The sequence below is a fragment of the Streptomyces hygroscopicus subsp. hygroscopicus genome (genome assembly GCF_030269125.1).
In the GTDB taxonomy this organism is placed as follows: Bacteria; Actinomycetota; Actinomycetes; order Streptomycetales; family Streptomycetaceae; genus Streptomyces; species Streptomyces hygroscopicus_C.
Map to the genome: position 1 here is coordinate 41,061 of NZ_BSSM01000006.1, position 15,746 is coordinate 56,806.

The window sequence follows — 15,746 nt, forward strand, 5'->3', positions numbered from 1 at the left end:
CGCCGTCGCCGCGCGTCGTACCGGCGGCGCCGCTAGCGTTGAGGGCATGATCCGGTTCGAGCACGTCACCAAGCGCTACCCGGACGGTACGACGGCCGTGGACGACCTCTCCTTCGAGGTGGCCGAGGGCGAGCTGGTGACGCTGGTCGGCCCCTCGGGCTGCGGCAAGACCACGACCATGATGATGGTCAACCGGCTCATCGAACCGACCTCCGGGCGGATCCGCGTCGGCGGCGAGGACATCGCCGCCGTCGACCCGGTGCGGCTGCGCCGCCGTATCGGGTACGTCATCCAGCAGGTGGGCCTCTTCCCGCACCGCACCGTGCTGGACAACACCGCGACCGTGCCCGCGCTGCTCGGCTGGTCACGGGCGCGGGCGCGGGCCCGCGCCGCCGAGTTGCTGGACCTGGTCGGCCTCGACCCGAAGACGTACGGGCCGCGCTATCCGGAGCAGCTGTCCGGCGGGCAGCGCCAGCGGGTCGGGGTGGCGCGGGCGCTGGCGGCGGACCCGCCGGTGCTGCTGATGGACGAGCCGTTCGGCGCGGTCGACCCGGTGGTGCGCGAGCAGTTGCAGGACGAGTTCCTGCGGATGCAGGCGGCGGTGCGCAAGACGGTGCTGCTGGTCACCCATGACATCGAGGAGGCCGTCCGGCTGGGCGACCGGATCGCCGTGTACGGGCAGGGGCGCATCGAACAGTTCGACACACCAGGTGCGGTGCTGGGGGCGCCCGCGACACCGTACGTCGCCTCCTTCGTGGGCGCGGACCGGGGACTGAAGCGGTTGTCGGTGACCCCGGTCGAGCCGGACGACCTCCGGCAGCCGCCCGTGGCCCGGCCGGACGAGCCCGCCGGACGGGCCCGGGACCGGCTGCGGGAGCAGGACGCGCGCTGGGCGGTCGTCCTCGACGCGCACGGTGATCTGCGCGGCTGGGTCGGCATCGACGACCTCGCAGCGGGCGGCACGGTCGGGGAACTGGCCCACCGGATGACCGCGTGGGTGCCGGTGGGGGCACCGCTCAAGCAGGCGTTCGGGGTGATGCTCCAGCACGACGCCGGGTGGGTCGCGGTGCTGGACGGGGCCCGCTTCCTCGGGGTGCTGACCCCGGCGAAGCTGCACGAGGCGCTGCGCCGCTCGGTGGACGCGGACGCGCGGGGCGTGGCGCGCGGGCAGGTGCCCTTCGACTCCGTGCCGGACGCGTGAGATCCGGCGCCCGCGGACAGGGGCCTACGCCGGCAGACCCCTGTCCTCAAGGTAGGCGCGGGCCACGTCGGCGGGCAGTCTGCGCCAGCTGTCGACCTGCTCGGTCAGGTCGGCCAGGTCCCGCGTGGTGAGGACCTCGTTGAGCCGGCCGAGGGCCTTGGTCACCCCGGCGCCGCCCGCGCGGGAGCGGTTGACGACCGGGACCACGTAGTCGGCGTTCTGCAGATGCCGGTCGTCGGCGAGCAGGACCAGGCCGAACTGGTCGAGGGTGGCGTCCGTGGTGGTCGTCAGCACCATCTGGTCCCGGCCGTCCCGCACCGCCTGCTTGGCCGGGGTGGTGCCGACGCCCTTGGGGTCGACGCCGGTCACGTCGATGCCGTACACCTTGCGCAGCCCCGGTGCGCAATACGGCCGTTGCACGCATTCGTCGCCCGCGGCGAGCCGTACCCGCAGGCCCGACGCGCCGAGATCGCCGAGCGTCCTCAGACGGTGGCGGCGGGCGTAGTCGGCGGCCACCGCGAAGGCGTTCTGGTCGACGGCCCGGCCCGGCGGGAGGACGGTGAGGCCGCGGGGGGTGGCGAGCGCGCGCAGGGCCTTCATCGTGGCGCCGAGGTCGGGCGAGCCGACCGGTGCGGCCCCGGCGCCGTGGGTCTTGGCGTTGAGCCAGTCCGCGAAGGTGGCGGCGAACTCGGGCACGACGTCGATCTGACCGGATTCCAGGGCCGGTTCGTACAGCTCACGGTTGGACACGGTGAGGACGGAGGTCCTGTAGCCGGCCCGGTTCAGCAGCTGGGCGTACATCCGGGCGAGCAGATCGCTCTCGGTGAAGCCGGCCGAGCCGATGATGAGGTGGTGGCTGTCCCCGGGCGGCGCGGTGACCTGGCCGCGGTTCTCCAGGGCGGGGCCGGTGGCACAGGCGGTGAGGGCGAGGAGTGCGAGCACGCAGGGAACGGTCCTCATCGGCCGCCCCTGGCCCACGCCGGTCCCAGCCGTTCGGCGATCTCGAAGACGCCGTCCACGACCAGTGCGAACACCGCGACCAGCACCGCACCCGCGACCACCTGCGGCGTGCTGGCGAGGTTGAAGCCCGCCGTGATGATCCGGCCGAGGCCACCGCCGCCCGCGAGCGCCGCGATGGTGGCGGTGGCGACGAGCTGTACGGCGGCGATCCGCACTCCGTTCAGGAGCAAGGGGAGCGAAAGGGGCAGTTCCACGTGAAACATCAGCTGCCGGCCGGTCATCCCCATGCCCCGGGCCGCCCGCACGACGCCCCGGTCGACCTCGCGCATCCCGACGTAGGCGTTGGTGAGCAGCGGCGGCACCGCGAAGAGCACCAGGGCGACGACGGTGGGGCCCTCGGCCCAGCCGCCGACCGGGGTGAGGAGCAGCAGGACCAGCACGGCGAAGGTGGGTACGGCCCGGCCGACGTTGGAGATGTTCACGGCGAGGGCGCCGCCCCGGCCGAGGTGGCCGAGGACCAGGGCGACGGGCAGGGCGATCAGGCAGCCGAGGGCCAGGCAGACGACGGTGAGGACGAGGTGCTGGAGCAGCCGGTGCCACACGCCGTTGTCGCCGGACCAGTGTGCGGGGTCGGCGAGCCACTTCCAGGTGGCGGCGAGCACGCTCATGGCCGGTCCGCCCCCGGCCGGGCCCCGCTCACGCGCGCGTCGCCCTCGTCCACGGCGTGAGCAGCCGCTCGACGCCCAGCAACAGGAGATCCGCGACGACCGCGATCAGCACGCAGAGCACCGACGCGGTGAGCACCTGCGCCTTGAAATACGTGTTCATGCCCGCGTAGACGAGGTTCCCGAGGCCCCCGTAGCCGACGATCGCGCCGACCGTGACCAGGGAGACCGCGGAGACGGTCGCGATGCGCAGCCCGGCCATCGCGGCGGGCAGGGCGAGGGGCAGTTCCACGGCGAGCAGCAGCCGGAGCGGGCCGTAGCCGAGGCCGCGCGCGGCCTGCCGGGTCTCCTCCGGGACCGCGCGCAGGCCCGCGAGGATGTTGCGGACCAGCAGCGTCAGCGAGTACAGCGCGAGGCCGGCGACGACCAGGGTGGCGGAGAGACCGTAGAGGGGCAGGAGCAGGGAGAACATCGCCAGGGAGGGGATGGTGTAGAGGATCGTCGTCACGGCGAGCACCGGCCCCGCCGCCCAGCCCCGGCGTCGGGCCAGCACCGCGAGCGGCACCGCGACGAGCAGGCCGATCAGGACGGAGAGGGCGGTCAGCCGGATGTGCTGGACGGCCGCGTCGAGCAGGATCCCGCGGCGGCTGCTCAGATAGGCGCCGCAGATCCACTCGTTGCGCGCGAGGCAGTCGTCGGGGGCCGCGGTCACGGGTCCATTTGACCGGGCGGGACGCGGGAGCCGCGCGGGATGGTGGGCCGTCCGGGGGAGCGGAGGGGGCGCCGCCGTACGACCGGGGCGGGCACCCGCGCGTGACAGCGGCGCTGAACAAGCGCTTAGATAGGAGAGATTGGACAGAAGCGCTCGGACAGCATCCTGGACGCTGCTCCCCGACCCGCCGGAGGACCCCCGTTGTTCACGTCCGTCGACGACGTCTCCGCCCGCCTCGCGGAGACCGGCTACCTCGCCTCGCCCGCGGTCGCCACCACGGTGTTCCTCGCGGCCCGGCTGGGCAAGCCCCTGCTGGTGGAGGGCCCCGCGGGGGTCGGCAAGACCGAGCTGGCCAAGGCCGTCGCCCAGGTGGCCGGTGCCCGCCTGGTCCGGCTCCAGTGCTACGAGGGCGTGGACGAGTCCCGGGCGCTGTACGAGTGGAACCACGCCAAACAGCTGCTGCGCATCAGCGCGGGCCGGGACGAGACCTGGGACGACACCCGGACCGACATCTTCAGCGAGGAGTTCCTGCTCCCGCGCCCGCTGCTGACCGCGATCCGCGGCGACGAGCCGACGGTGCTGCTGATCGACGAGACCGACAAGGCCGACGTCGAGATGGAGGGCCTGCTCCTGGAGGTGCTCAGCGACTTCCAGATCACCGTGCCGGAGCTGGGCACGGTCACCGCGACCCGGCGCCCGTTCGTCGTGCTCACCTCCAACGCGGGCCGGGAGTTGTCCGAGGCGCTGCGCCGCCGCTGCCTGTTCCTGCACATCGGCTTCCCGGAGGAGGAGCTGGAGCGGCGGATCGTACGGCTGAAGGTGCCGGGGCTGTCCGAGGCGCTGACGGAGTCCGTCGTGCGGGTGGTCGGGGCGCTGCGCGCGATGGACCTGCGCAAGGCGCCGTCCGTCGCCGAGACCGTCGACTGGGCGCGCACCCTGCTGGCCCTGGGCGCGGACACGCTGGACGAGACGGTCGTGCGGGACAGCCTCGGGGTGATCCTCAAGCACCAGGACGACATCCACAAGGCCGCGGCCAAGCTCGACCTGGACGCGCTGTGACGGACCCCGCCGGGCGGATCACCGGGCTGGTCGGCGCGCTGCGCGCGCACGGGGTGCGGATCGGCACCGGGGAGACGGTGGACGCGGCCCGCGCGGTCGAGGCGCTGGGGCTCGCCGACCGGGATCTGCTGCGTGAGGGACTGGCCGCTACCCTGCTGCACGGTGCGGCCCAACGCGCCGTCTTCGACCCGGTCTTCGACCTCTACTTCCCGCGCGGGGTGGGGGGTCCGGACGGCGGACCCACCGACCGCGAGACCCTGCGCGACCGGCTGGCCGAGGCACTGGCGGCCGACGACGGTGCCTCGCTGGCCCGGTTGGCGGCACAGGCGGTCGACGGCCTGGGCGGCTACGGGAGTTCACCGCGGTCGGACGGATGGTCGGCGTACCAGACCCTGGAACGGCTGCGTCCGCAGACCCTGTTGGCACGGGTGCGGGACGACCTGCGGGCCCGCGCGGGCGACGGCGCCTTCGCGGACCGGCTGCTGGACGACGAGATCCGGCGCCGCATCGAGGAGTTCAGGCGGCTGGTCGGGGCGGAGGCGCGGCGCCGGGTCGCGGAGCGGCGCGGGCGGGACGAGATCGCGCGGCGCGGGGTGCGGCCGACGGCCGACCGGGTGGACTTCCTGTTCGCGGGCCGGGACCAACTCGCGGAACTGCGCCGGACGGTCCAGCCGCTGGCGCGCAAGCTGGCCACCCGGCTCGCCGCACGCCGCCGCCGGGCCGCGCGCGGCACCGTCGACCTGCGCCGCACCCTGCGCTCCTCGCTGTCCACGGGCGGCGTCCCGATGCGGCCGGTGCTGCGCAGGCGCCGCCCGGTCCGCCCCGAACTCGTCCTGCTCTGCGATGTGTCCGGCTCCGTCTCGGGCTTCTCGGACTTCACGATGCTGCTGGTGCAGGCGCTGCACGACCAGTTCAGCAAGGTCCGGGTGTTCGCCTTCGTCAACCGGCTGGACGAGGTGACCGGCCTGCTCGACCACGGCCGCGCCGACCCCGAGGGCCTCGGCGCCCGCATCCGCGACGAGGCCACGCTCACCGGCTGGCACGGCAGCAGCGACTACGGCATGGCGCTGGGCGAGTTCGCCGAGCGGTACGGCGCCGCGGTCGGCCCGCGCACCACGGTGTTCGTCCTCGGCGACGCCCGCACCAACCGGAGCGACCCGAACCTGCCCGCCGTCCGCGAGATCACCCGGCGGGCCCGGCGGGTGTACTGGCTGAACCCCGAGCCGGCCGGCCAGTGGGGCACCGGGGACTCGGTGGCGCCCGCGTACGCGGAGCTGGTGGAGATGCACGAGTGCCGGACGGCGCGGCAGCTCGGGGGGCTGGTGGGGCGTTTGTTGCCGGTGTGAGGGAGGGCGGCGCCCCGCCCGGCGGCGGGTGCCGGGGTGTGACGTACGACGCCGGCTGTGATCGACTGACCGTCGTACCGCCGTCACCGTACCGAGGGCCCCGGCCCCCCGCCCACGAGGATGTCCATGACGCACCCGCCCGTGCCGCTCGGCACCTTCCCCACCCCGCTCGAACCGGCCCCCCGGCTGGCCGCGGAACTGGGTCTCGGCCCGGAGGACCTGTGGGTCAAGCGGGACGACCTGACCGGGCTCGGCGGTGGCGGCAACAAGATCCGCAAGCTGGAGTGGACGGTGGGCGCGGCGCTCGCCGAGGGCGCGGACACCTTGGTGACCACGGGCGCCGCGCAGAGCAACCACGCCCGGCTGACGGCCGCCGCGGGCGCCCGGCTGGGACTGGACGTCGTCCTCGTGCTGCGCGGCGCGGCCGGTGCCTCCCGCTCCGGGAACCTCGCGCTGGACGGGCTGTTCGGGGCCCGGCTCGCCTGGGCGGGCGACGTGGACCGGGCGGGCCTCGACGCGGCCGCCGCCGGGGTGTGCGACCGGCTGCGCGCGACGGGGGCCCGGCCCGCGCTGATCCCGTTCGGCGGGTCCGGGACGCTGGGCGCCCGGGGCTACGTGCGCTGCGGCGAGGAACTGCGCGCCCGCGTGCCGGACCTGCGGACGGCGGTCGTCGCACTCGGCTCCGGTGGCACCATGGCGGGCCTGGTCGCCGCCCTCGGCACCGGTTCCGTGCTCGGCGTCGACGTCGGCGCGCTGGCCGACCCGGCCGCGGCGGTGGTGGCCTTCGCGGCGCCGCTCACCTCGGAGGCGGTCACGGCGGAGAGGCTGCGGGTACGGCGGGACCAGGTGGGCGCGGGGTACGCGGCGCTGACCGAGCCGGTGACCGAGGCGCTGCGGCTGGCCGCGCGTACGGAGGGGATCGTGCTGGATCCGACCTACACGGGACGGGCCCTGGCCGGGCTGCGGGCGGCGGTGCGCGACGGTTCCGTGCGGCCCGGCGAGAAGACGGTGTTCGTGCATACCGGCGGGCTGCCCGGTCTGTTCGGGCACGCTGACGCGGTGGCGGCCGCGGAGGAGGGGGCCGGGGTGTACTGAGCCGGCGTCGACGGGGCGGTGAGGGTCGTACGGGAAATTCGCCGGCCGGTACCCGCAACCTCGCCCGGGGCCGGACGTCTGTCGGGGTGGAGGCCTCCACTTCGACCAGCCGTCCGACCCGACCCCCGAAGGAACCCATGTCCGCATACCGTGTCCCCCGCCCGAGCCGCGCGCGCAGGCTGCGCGCCGCCCTCGGGGTCTCCGCGCTGGGCGCGGCACTCGCCGTCACCGGCACCGTGGCCGCGCAGGCGGCGCAGTCCCACCACCATGCCGCGGCGCGGCCCGACGCCCACGGCGCGGGCCGCTCCGCGGGTGTCGCGGCGACGCCGAGTCCGGTGCCGTCGGTTCCGGCGACCCCGACACCCGTACCGTCGGCTCCCGGTGGTGCCGCGACCCCGACACCCGTACCGTCGTACCCCGGCGGTTCGGCGAGCCCGGTTCCCGTACCGTCGGCTCCCGGTGGTGGCGCGACCCCGACACCCGTACCGTCGGCTCCCGATGGTGCCGCGACCCCGACACCCGTTCCGTCGTACCCCGGCGGTTCGGCGAGCCCGGTTCCCGCACCGGCTCCCGCGCGTCCGGCGTCCCCGGCCCCGGTGCCGCCCCCGGGGCGCACCGCGACGCCCTTCCCCGTGCCGTCGGCCCCTGCCGCCGCCCCGCGCCACGGTCAGGCCGGGCCGCGGCCTGTACCGTCCCACGGCCCGGCCGCTTCGGCGCCGGTTCCGCAGCACTGAGGTGGGACGGGTGCGGGAGCCGTCGCACGGCGGCTCCCGCACCCGGTCCCGGGAGATCCATGACGACGACCGCACCACCACCGGCGGCCCTGCCCTGGGAGCGTGCCGGTGAACCCCAACCCCCCCTGTCCTGGCGCAGGTTCATCGGGTTCCTCGCCCGCACCCGCACGGACACGGCCACCGGGCCCACACCGCGGCGCTTGCTCACGGGCGCTTCGGTCACCCCCGAACCATCGCCGCGGTTCGAGGAGTTGTACCACCACCGCCGGCTGCCCCTGGTGCGCCTGGCGGTGCTCCTGGTGGACGATCTGCCCACGGCCGAGGACGTCGTACAGGACGCGTTCACCGCGCTGTTCCGACGGCACGGGCATCGGCTCGCCTCCCTGGACGACCCCGAGGCGTACCTGAGGACCAGTGTGGTCAACGCGGCCCGCTCGGTGCTGCGCCGCCGCAGGACCGCGCGGGCGCACACCCCCGACCCGGAGGGGCACGCGCCCGCGCCGGAGGAGGACGTCCTGCTCCACGAGGAACACCGGGAGGTGCTGGCGGCGCTGCGCACCCTGACCCGGCGCCAACGGGAGGTCCTGGTGCTGCGCTACTGGTCGCATCTGACCGAGGCCGAGATCGCGGCGACGCTCGGGCTGTCGCGAGGAGCCGTCAAGTCCACGGCCAGCCGGGCCCTGGACGCGCTCGGCCGGCGTCTGGAGGGCTCCCGGTGAACCACTCGCCCGTCGAGGAACGGCTGCGCGCCGCCCTGTCCGCCCGCGCGGACGCCGTCGGCCCGGCCGATCTGCGCCCCCTGCGCCCGCCGACCGCCGCGCCGCGGACCCACCGCCTGCCGGCGCGCGGGACCCTGGCGGCCCTGCTGGCCCTGGCGGCGGTGGCGGCCCTGGTGTTCCTCACCGTCCACGGCACCCGGACGCGCCCGGCGGAACCGGCCCGCTCCCCCGCCCCGACGGTCGACGCCCCCTCACCGCACGCGGGTTCCGCCACCCCCACCCCCCTTCCCACGGCCGTTCCGTCGTCCCCCGCGCCGGGGCCTCGGTGAGACGACGGCGGAATCGCACCCGTTCGCGCTCACCGGTCCGGCGTCCGCACCGCTAAGTTGGGCCGTATGAGCAACCTTGACCGCGCGCCCGTACCCACCGTCTGCGGTGGCCGTGGCTTCGTCGTCGCCGAACCCGTCCGGGAACTGCTGAGCCCCCGCCAGGTCAAGCTGGGGGAATCCAGCGAGGTGCGGCGGCTGCTGCCGAACCTCGGCCGCCGCATGATCGGCGCGTGGGCCTTCGTCGACCACTACGGCCCGGACGACATCGCCGACGAGCCCGGCATGCAGGTCCCGCCGCATCCCCACATCGGGCTGCAGACGGTCAGCTGGCTGCACGAGGGCGAGGTGCTGCACCGCGACTCCACGGGGAGCCTGCAGACGATCCGGCCCCGTCAACTGGGTCTGATGACCGCGGGGCGCGCGATCAGCCACTCCGAGGAGAGCCCCCGCCCGCACGCCCGTTTCCTGCACGGCGCCCAGCTGTGGGTGGCGCTGCCCGACGCCCACCGGAACACGGCCCCCCGCTTCGAGTTCCACGCCGACCTGCCCACGGTCACCGCGCCCGGCCTGACCGCCACGGTGATCCTCGGCGACCTCGACGGCTCCGTCTCCCCCGGCACGGCCTACACCCCGCTCCTCGGCGCCGACCTCGCCCTCACCCGGGGCGCGGACGTCCGGCTGCCCCTGGAACCCGACTTCGAGTACGGCGTCCTCGCGATGTCCGGCGAGGTCCACGTGGACGGCGTCCCCGTCCTGCCCGGGTCGATGCTCTACCTCGGCTGCGGCCGCTCCGAACTGCCCCTGCGCGCCGAGTCCGACGCCGGCGTCATGCTCCTCGGCGGTGAGCCCTTCGCGGAGGAGCTCATCATGTGGTGGAACTTCGTGGCCCGTACCCAGTCCGAGATCGAGCAGGCTCGCGAGGAGTGGATGAAGGGCGCACGCTTCGGCGAGGTGAAGGGCTACGACGGCGGGCCCCTGCCCGCGCCCGAGCTGCCGCCGGTGCCGCTGAAACCACGCGGGAGGGTGCGCTGACCTCGGGGGACGCCAAAGCCCCCGTCCAATGCCGCCCGCCGTACCTCCGCGTGGCCGGCAGCCGCGGCTGCCGGCGGAAGGGCACCGCCGTGGCGCCGCGGGACGGCGCCGAGTTCCCTGATGGGTCGTCAGCAGTCGTCGGGGCCGCTCCTGCGGCCCCCACGACCCAAGGGGCCTCATCACTGGAGAGACCCTGACCCGCGCGTGTCGGGACTCCGGCCGCCCGGCTTCGCGAGGGAGGCCACGGCACGGCTGACCACGCGGGTGATGGTGGGAACCCGGCAGACCCGGTCGGGGCGGCGAGTGGCTCCTGACCCTGGATCTCCCGCAGGTCGCCGTCGAGGTCCTTGCCCGTGGAGGCGGTGCCGGCCGCACAGCCCCCGCATGCGAAGCGAGACCTGAGTACCGTCGCGGGGACGCCGCCGACGGCAATGGACTCCGTGACCAGACGCCGATCGGGTGAACGGGGACATCGAAGTCGTGGATTCCGGTTGCGGTGTGGCAGGACGTGCCGCGGGTACTCGCGAGGGCAGGAGGAAGGGAGGCGGCGGCGCATGGCACGCGGCGACGACGACTTCTACAGCCGGGACCGTCCGGAGAACCCGACCCTTCCGGAGGACCGTCCGCGTGGCGGCGGCCCCGAGGATCGGCCGCAGACCGGGCACCGGCGTGTGTTGGTCTGGTGGCTGGTGGCGGCGGTGGTGCTCGTGGCTCTCCTGATCATCTTCTGGTTCTGAGCACCTGCGGGTCCCGCCTCAGTCGCGAGGCGGGACGGTCGCGGGTCTGCGTGTTGTCCGGACGACTCCCGTCGGTTCAGAATCCGATGGCCTCGCGGAGCAGCAGGACGGTGCCGCGCCCCGGGACGAACTCCGCGTTGAGGACGAGGAGGCGGTTCACGGCGCTGGGCCACCCGTGCGCCGCCTGCGTGCGGGCGCTTTCCAGGGGGAGGCAGTGGTCTTCGACGCGGCGCAGCGCGGTGGGCAGGTCGGGTACCACCTTCTGCGCCCCGACGATCCAGATCGCACGGGCGGCGCCGCCGGCATTGCCGGGCAACTGGCTTCCGCTGCCCGAGGCGATCACGAGGGAACCGGTTTCGGTGACGGCGTGGACGCTGCCCACGATGACGTCCGGACCGGCCGTCAGCCGCCGGATCTCGTTCATCCGGGTGGCGCGGTCCATGGCCAGGACGCGTGGCCTGATGGCGTCGTATCGCCCGCTGTCGTTGATGTCCTCGGCGATGCCGGACAGGCGGAGGGTCTCGCTGGCTCCGGTGAACACGCCGGCGCCTTCCGGTATCAGATCTCTGACGCGCGTACGCGCGGCCGCGGCGTCGTCGAGGATCTCCACGGTGAAACCGTGTGCGGTCAGCGCGGTGGCCGCCCGCTCCAGGGACTGCGCGGGCGCCGGGTCGGCGAACGATGTGGCCGGCGGTGGGGTGGTCATGACGTCTCTGTGCTCCCTGTTCGCTGGATGATGGGTCCGTCTCAGCGGTCCGACAACGCAGCCCCCCGGAATGTGAGGCGACGCACCGGCCTCACATTCCGGTGCGCTGTCTTGTCGGAGTGGTGAGGACAGATGCGACCGAGGGAGCCGTCGGCACCATGACCACCCGATCCGAGCCAGGACAGGACCGGCCCGATCCGGGCCTGGAGGCGATCACGAGCGAACGGCGTCAGCTGATCAACCTCGCCTACCGGCTTCTGGGCTCCCTCGCCGAGGCCGAGGACGCCGTCCAGGAGACGTACACCCGCTGGTACGCCATGTCCCGGCAGCAGCGGGACGCCATCCGCTCCCCCGGCGCCTGGCTGACGACGGTCGCCGGCCGCGTCTGCCTCAACCTGCTCGGCTCGGCACGGGCCCGGCGCGAGACCTACGTGGGTGAATGGATTCCCGAGCCGCTGCCCGAGCATACGGAGTGGATCAGCGGGCGGCAGGGCTTCACCATGGCCGATCCGGCCGACCGGGTCACCCTGGACGAGTCGGTCGACCTGGCGTTCCTGGTCCTGCTCGAATCGATGACACCGGCCGAGCGCGTCGCGTTCGTCCTGCACGATGTCTTCTGCCACTCCTTCGCCGAGGTGGCCGAGATCGTCGGCCGTACCCCGGCGGCCTGCCGCCAGTTGGCCTCCTCGGCCCGCCGCCGCGTCCGGGCCTCACGGCCCGCCACGACTCCGGCGGCCCAGCGCGCCGGCATCGTCAGGGACTTCAAGCAGGCATGGGAAGCCGGGGACATCGACGCCCTGATCGGACTGCTCGACCCCGACGCCACGGCGATCGCCGACGGCGGCGGCGTCGTCACCGCCTTCCTGCACCCCATCGAAGGCGGCGAGCGGATCGCGCACGCCTGGGCCGAACTCGCCCGTCGCAGGCCCGGCGACATGACGTTCCTGGAGCGCACGGTCAACGGTCAGCCCGGCCTGGTGGCCCAGCAGGGCGGCGTCACCGTGACGGTGCTCGCGTTCGAGGTCACGGGCGACCGGATCAGGCGGATCTGGGTGATACGCAACCCCGAGAAACTCCGTCGCTGGACGAGGGGCTGAGACGCGTCCCCCTACCGGCACCCGCAGGCGGGACGCGGGGACCCTTCGGCCGGTTCGGCCGCCGCGCCATCGCCTGCCAGGCCGCACGTCCACTCCTCGGCGTGTGAAGGGAGAAGGGAGCGTGTCTCACCGTGCCGTGTCGTCCGAGGGGATACGCAGGGCGAGCAGAGCGACGTCGTCGTCGAAGACCTGCCGACTGCGGCTGATCAGGGCGTCGCACAGCTCTTCCAGCGGGGCCCCGGCCAGGCGGGCGGCCTGCTCGGCCAGGTCGTCCAGCCCCGCGTCGATGTCCTGGTCGCGGCGCTCGACCAGCCCGTCGGTGAACAGCAGCAGGGTGCTGCCGGGCGGAAGGGGGTGTTCGTGGCTGTAGCGGGGGACGGACGCCTCGATACCCACCGGGATTCCATGCCGGGCGGGTGCCAGGTAGCTCGTGCCGCCGTCCGGGTCGACCACCAGCGGCGGCAGGTGCCCCGCGTTGCTCCAGCCGAAGGTGTAGTGCCCGTCCTCTCCACGACCGCGCTCGATGCGGCCGAACACCAGGGTTGCCGTCGGCGGGTCCTCGGACATCGTCAGAGCGCGGTCCAGCCGGGACACGACCATGCCGGGCGGCTCGCCCCGGTCGAAGGCGAGCGCCCGCAGCATGTTGCGGATCTGCCCCATCAGCGGGGCGGCTTCCACGTCGTGGCCGGTCACGTCCCCCACCACGACGCATGTGGCGCCGTCCGGCAGGACCATGGCGTCGTACCAGTCCCCGCCCAGCCTGGGCAGCTCGGAGGCGGGCTCGTAACGGGCGGCGGCCTGGAGCGGGGCGAGGTCGGGAAGAACGGGCAGCATGCGGCGCTGGAAGTGCTCGGCCACGCGTTTGAGGTGCTCGTACAGACGGGCGTTCTCGAGACTGATGCCCGCCGCACTGGCCAACGCCGTCAGCAGGCCCTCGTCGTCGTCGTCGAAAGGCGTACCGTCCCTCTTGTCCGCGACGTAGAGGTCGCCGTGGACCGTGCCGCGCATCATGAGCGGCACACCCAGCAGAGTCCGCATGACCGGATGCCCTGGCGGGAAACCGACCGAACGGGGGTGCGCGGCCACGTCCGCCACCCGCAACGGCCCCCGGTCGTCCACCACGGTGTGCAAAAGGCCGTGGCCCTGTGGCAGGCCCATGGCAGCGCACATCCCCGGATCATCGATGCCCACGGTGATCAGATCGACGACCTCGCCGCTCTCGTCGAGCACGCCCAGTGCCCCGTAGCGCGCGGCGACGAGGTCGGTGGCCGCTTCCACGATGCGGCGCAGCACGGTGCGGGTGTCCATGTCGGTGCTGACCGCCCCGACCGCGTCCAGCAGGTGCCGCAGCCGGTGCCGGTCCAGGGCACGCTGCGGCGGCCGCGTGACCACACCGTCCCCGGCCTGCTCCCGTCCCCGCTTCCGCCACGGATCGTGCGCCATGGTGCTTCCTCCCGGCGCCGTCGAACGCCGCCATCATGTCGCCCTGCCCTGTCACACTACGCGCCTACCTGGTCGGAAGCAGGCCGCGGTGGACGCGCCGCCTGCTTCCGACGGCGGTGGCCGCCGCGGCCGGCGTTCCCCGCTCCGCCGGCCGCACGGCGCCGAGCACCCGTGCGCCGGAAGGGCCCCTCGACGGCCGCCCCCGCGGGGCCGCGACATCGATGTCCGGTTCGGCCGGGGTGGTCGCGCAGGGTGTGTCGGCGGGTTCCGCGCGTGCGGCCGGGCGGGTGCGTCGGCCTCGCGCGCCGGCAGTACGGGAGGCGCAGCAGCGGTGGGTGCCGCGGGGGCGGCGGGCCTGCGTCGGTCACGGCAGCGTTCACGGCGCTCGGCGGCCACTCACCCGGCATCGGACCGATCGCCCCGGTCAGGGCACGGGGCGGTGCGGGCAGTCGCCGCGGGCCCGTTCGCGCGGACCCGCGCCGCCTCCGCTTGCGTACCGGACGGACACCGGCGGAGGGTCGGACTGCGGGACGGCCCGCGGCGGACCGGCGGCCGCGAGGCGCGGGCGGAGGTGGTGCACGTGGATGCGGTGACCGGCGAGCGGCCCGGTACGTGGCGGGGCGCGGTGACCGGTGCGGCGGAGGATCTCGGCCCCGGCGCGTTCGCCTTCGTCATGGCGACCGGCATCGTGTCCACCGGGCTGGCCGAGTACGGCGCGTCGACCCCCTCGGCCGTCCTGCTGTGGATCGCGGGCGCGGGATACGTGGCGCTGTGGGCGGCCTTTCTGTGGCGCGTGGTGCGGCGGTGGCCACGTGTGCGCACCGACCTCGCCGGGCCGAGCGGCTTCGCCTTCCTCACCCTGGTCGCCGCCTCCGAGGTGCTGGCCGGCCGACTCGCCCTCGACGGGCGTTTCGGCGCCGCCACGGCCCTGACGGTGATCGGTGTGGCCGGGTGGCTGGTGCTCGGCTACGGCGTGCCCCTGCTGCTGGTGTGCTCCGCGCGCGCCCTGTCGCCGAGCCAGGTCAACGGCACCTGGTTCATCTGGGTGGTGGGCACGCAGTCCGTGGCCGTCGCCACCGCCGCTCTCGCCCCGCACACCGGCGGCCGCGCCCTGGGGGCCCTGGCATCGGTGTGCTGGGCCGTCGGACTGCTGCAGTACCTGCTGGTGGCCGCGCTGGCGCTGGCCCGCCTCCTGCTGGTGCCCATGGAGCCGAGGGAACTGGTGCCGCCCTACTGGGTGTTCATGGGTGCCGCCGCGATCAGCACGCTGGCCGGTGCGAGGCTCCTGCGCCTCCCGCCCGCCGACTCCCTGCCGCCCGACACGTTCGTACGGGGCGTGTCCGCCGTGGCCTGGTCGTTCTGCACCTGGCTGATCCCGCTCCTCCTCGCCCTGGGCGTGTGGCGACACGTGCTGCGCCGGGTGCCACTGCGGTACGAGACGAGCCTGTGGAGCATGGTCTTCCCCATCGGCATGTACGGGGTGGCGACCCGGGAGCTGGGCACGGCGTCGGGCCGGGGCTGGATGACCGCGACCGGCGGCGTCGTGGCGTGGACGGCGCTGGCGGTGTGGGCGGCGGTCTTCGCCGGGATGCTCGCCGCACCGGCCACCGCGCTCCGGCACTCCCGGCGGCCGGGAGCCGGGTGAGGGCTCGCGCGAGGGGCTGCCCGTGCGGCCGGCCGACCGGGGATCCGGCACCAGCAGGCCGGGTCCGGGTCCCGCGGCGGATCGCCGTGCCGCCGGACCGGGCCACGTGCGGGGGGTGACGGAGTGTCGGCCCCCTCCGGTCCGGCCGTCGGCACAGCATGGTGGCCACGACCCCCACGGCCGGCCGCGCGAGGCACCGGGGCACGCGGGGCACGAGCAGGCGACCGCAGCATCCGAGGAGGCGAATCGCGTGAGTACCGACCGGG

At 74.5% G+C, this 15,746-nt stretch carries 15 protein-coding genes; 10 read left to right on the forward strand and 5 right to left on the reverse strand.

Annotated features, from left to right (window positions below; all coding sequences use genetic code 11):
• The first annotated feature begins 46 nt into the window (after positions 1-46).
• Entirely contained in the window at positions 47-1,201 is a 1,155-nt protein-coding gene (locus QSK45_RS15585) for a betaine/proline/choline family ABC transporter ATP-binding protein (protein ID WP_285557197.1), read from the forward strand.
• A gap of 24 nt (positions 1,202-1,225) precedes the next feature.
• Here the strand turns inward: QSK45_RS15585 and QSK45_RS15590 are convergent, their stop codons facing one another.
• From QSK45_RS15590 to QSK45_RS15600, 3 genes are read right to left on the reverse strand one after another with little or no spacing between them, the layout of a single operon-like run.
• The gene (locus tag QSK45_RS15590) at positions 1,226-2,161 is read right to left on the reverse strand and encodes an ABC transporter substrate-binding protein (protein WP_285557199.1); all 936 of its coding nucleotides are present in this window, start codon (positions 2,159-2,161) and stop codon (positions 1,226-1,228) included.
• Complete coding sequence (locus QSK45_RS15595; RefSeq protein ID WP_285557200.1) at positions 2,158-2,829, reverse strand: ABC transporter permease; 672 nt, start codon at positions 2,827-2,829, stop codon at positions 2,158-2,160. Before QSK45_RS15595 ends, QSK45_RS15590 begins: the two co-directional genes overlap by 4 nt.
• 28 nt (positions 2,830-2,857) lie before the next feature.
• On the reverse strand, positions 2,858-3,538 hold the full coding sequence (locus tag QSK45_RS15600) for an ABC transporter permease (protein ID WP_285557202.1): 681 nt from the start codon (positions 3,536-3,538) through the stop codon (positions 2,858-2,860).
• Positions 3,539-3,739: 201 nt separating this feature from the next.
• Here QSK45_RS15600 and QSK45_RS15605 point away from each other — a divergent pair, with 201 nt between their 5' ends.
• The 7 genes from QSK45_RS15605 to QSK45_RS15635 all read left to right on the forward strand — a co-directional run bounded on the left by QSK45_RS15605 (position 3,740) and on the right by QSK45_RS15635 (position 10,589).
• Complete coding sequence (locus QSK45_RS15605) at positions 3,740-4,597, forward strand: AAA family ATPase (RefSeq protein ID WP_285557204.1); 858 nt, start codon at positions 3,740-3,742, stop codon at positions 4,595-4,597.
• Positions 4,594-5,943 carry a vWA domain-containing protein gene (locus tag QSK45_RS15610; RefSeq protein WP_285557206.1) on the forward strand — a complete coding sequence of 450 codons (1,350 nt, stop codon included), beginning with the start codon at positions 4,594-4,596 and terminating at the stop codon, positions 5,941-5,943. Before QSK45_RS15605 ends, QSK45_RS15610 begins: the two co-directional genes overlap by 4 nt.
• 126 nt (positions 5,944-6,069) lie before the next feature.
• Positions 6,070-7,038 (forward strand): D-cysteine desulfhydrase family protein, encoded by a 969-nt coding sequence (locus tag QSK45_RS15615; RefSeq protein ID WP_285557208.1) that lies wholly within the window; start codon positions 6,070-6,072, stop codon positions 7,036-7,038.
• Positions 7,039-7,831: 793 nt separating this feature from the next.
• Positions 7,832-8,491 (forward strand): RNA polymerase sigma factor, encoded by a 660-nt coding sequence (locus QSK45_RS15620; RefSeq protein ID WP_285557210.1) that lies wholly within the window; start codon positions 7,832-7,834, stop codon positions 8,489-8,491.
• Positions 8,488-8,820, forward strand: coding sequence for a hypothetical protein (locus tag QSK45_RS15625; RefSeq protein WP_285557212.1), 333 nt, complete (start codon positions 8,488-8,490; stop codon positions 8,818-8,820). The genes QSK45_RS15620 and QSK45_RS15625 overlap by 4 nt, the downstream gene beginning before the upstream one ends.
• A 66-nt stretch (positions 8,821-8,886) precedes the next feature.
• On the forward strand, positions 8,887-9,852 hold the full coding sequence (locus QSK45_RS15630; RefSeq protein ID WP_285557214.1) for a pirin family protein: 966 nt from the start codon (positions 8,887-8,889) through the stop codon (positions 9,850-9,852).
• A gap of 554 nt (positions 9,853-10,406) precedes the next feature.
• Positions 10,407-10,589 carry a hypothetical protein gene (locus QSK45_RS15635; RefSeq protein ID WP_285557216.1) on the forward strand — a complete coding sequence of 61 codons (183 nt, stop codon included), beginning with the start codon at positions 10,407-10,409 and terminating at the stop codon, positions 10,587-10,589.
• A gap of 76 nt (positions 10,590-10,665) precedes the next feature.
• On the opposite strand, the gene QSK45_RS15640 is transcribed toward QSK45_RS15635, so the two are convergent.
• A complete protein-coding gene (locus tag QSK45_RS15640) occupies positions 10,666-11,295 on the reverse strand; it encodes an LUD domain-containing protein (protein WP_285557217.1) in 630 nt (209 codons plus the stop codon).
• 158 nt (positions 11,296-11,453) lie between these two features.
• Between QSK45_RS15640 and sigJ the strand changes: the two genes are divergently transcribed.
• Positions 11,454-12,392, forward strand: a complete 939-nt coding sequence (gene sigJ / locus QSK45_RS15645) for an RNA polymerase sigma factor SigJ (protein WP_285557219.1) — start codon at positions 11,454-11,456, stop codon at positions 12,390-12,392.
• A gap of 126 nt (positions 12,393-12,518) precedes the next feature.
• On the opposite strand, the gene QSK45_RS15650 is transcribed toward sigJ, so the two are convergent.
• Positions 12,519-13,835, reverse strand: a complete 1,317-nt coding sequence (locus tag QSK45_RS15650) for a PP2C family protein-serine/threonine phosphatase (protein WP_285557221.1) — start codon at positions 13,833-13,835, stop codon at positions 12,519-12,521.
• Between the two features lie 580 nt (positions 13,836-14,415).
• On the opposite strand from QSK45_RS15650, the gene QSK45_RS15655 reads away from it, so the two are divergent.
• The gene (locus QSK45_RS15655) at positions 14,416-15,480 is read left to right on the forward strand and encodes a tellurite resistance/C4-dicarboxylate transporter family protein (protein WP_285557223.1); all 1,065 of its coding nucleotides are present in this window, start codon (positions 14,416-14,418) and stop codon (positions 15,478-15,480) included.
• Positions 15,481-15,746 lie beyond the last annotated feature (266 nt).

Excerpts from the sequence above, each read along its gene's own strand:
- QSK45_RS15585 (WP_285557197.1), top strand. The coding sequence starts at position 47 with ATGATCCGGTTCGAGCACGTCACCAAGCGCTACCCGGACGGTACGACG.
- QSK45_RS15590 (WP_285557199.1), bottom strand. The coding sequence starts at position 2,161 with ATGAGGACCGTTCCCTGCGTGCTCGCACTCCTCGCCCTCACCGCCTGT.
- QSK45_RS15595 (WP_285557200.1), bottom strand. The coding sequence starts at position 2,829 with ATGAGCGTGCTCGCCGCCACCTGGAAGTGGCTCGCCGACCCCGCACAC.
- QSK45_RS15615 (WP_285557208.1), top strand. The coding sequence starts at position 6,070 with ATGACGCACCCGCCCGTGCCGCTCGGCACCTTCCCCACCCCGCTCGAA.
- QSK45_RS15620 (WP_285557210.1), top strand. The coding sequence starts at position 7,832 with ATGACGACGACCGCACCACCACCGGCGGCCCTGCCCTGGGAGCGTGCC.
- QSK45_RS15630 (WP_285557214.1), top strand. The coding sequence starts at position 8,887 with ATGAGCAACCTTGACCGCGCGCCCGTACCCACCGTCTGCGGTGGCCGT.
- QSK45_RS15635 (WP_285557216.1), top strand. The coding sequence starts at position 10,407 with ATGGCACGCGGCGACGACGACTTCTACAGCCGGGACCGTCCGGAGAAC.
- QSK45_RS15640 (WP_285557217.1), bottom strand. The coding sequence starts at position 11,295 with ATGACCACCCCACCGCCGGCCACATCGTTCGCCGACCCGGCGCCCGCG.
- sigJ (WP_285557219.1), top strand. The coding sequence starts at position 11,454 with ATGACCACCCGATCCGAGCCAGGACAGGACCGGCCCGATCCGGGCCTG.
- QSK45_RS15650 (WP_285557221.1), bottom strand. The coding sequence starts at position 13,835 with ATGGCGCACGATCCGTGGCGGAAGCGGGGACGGGAGCAGGCCGGGGAC.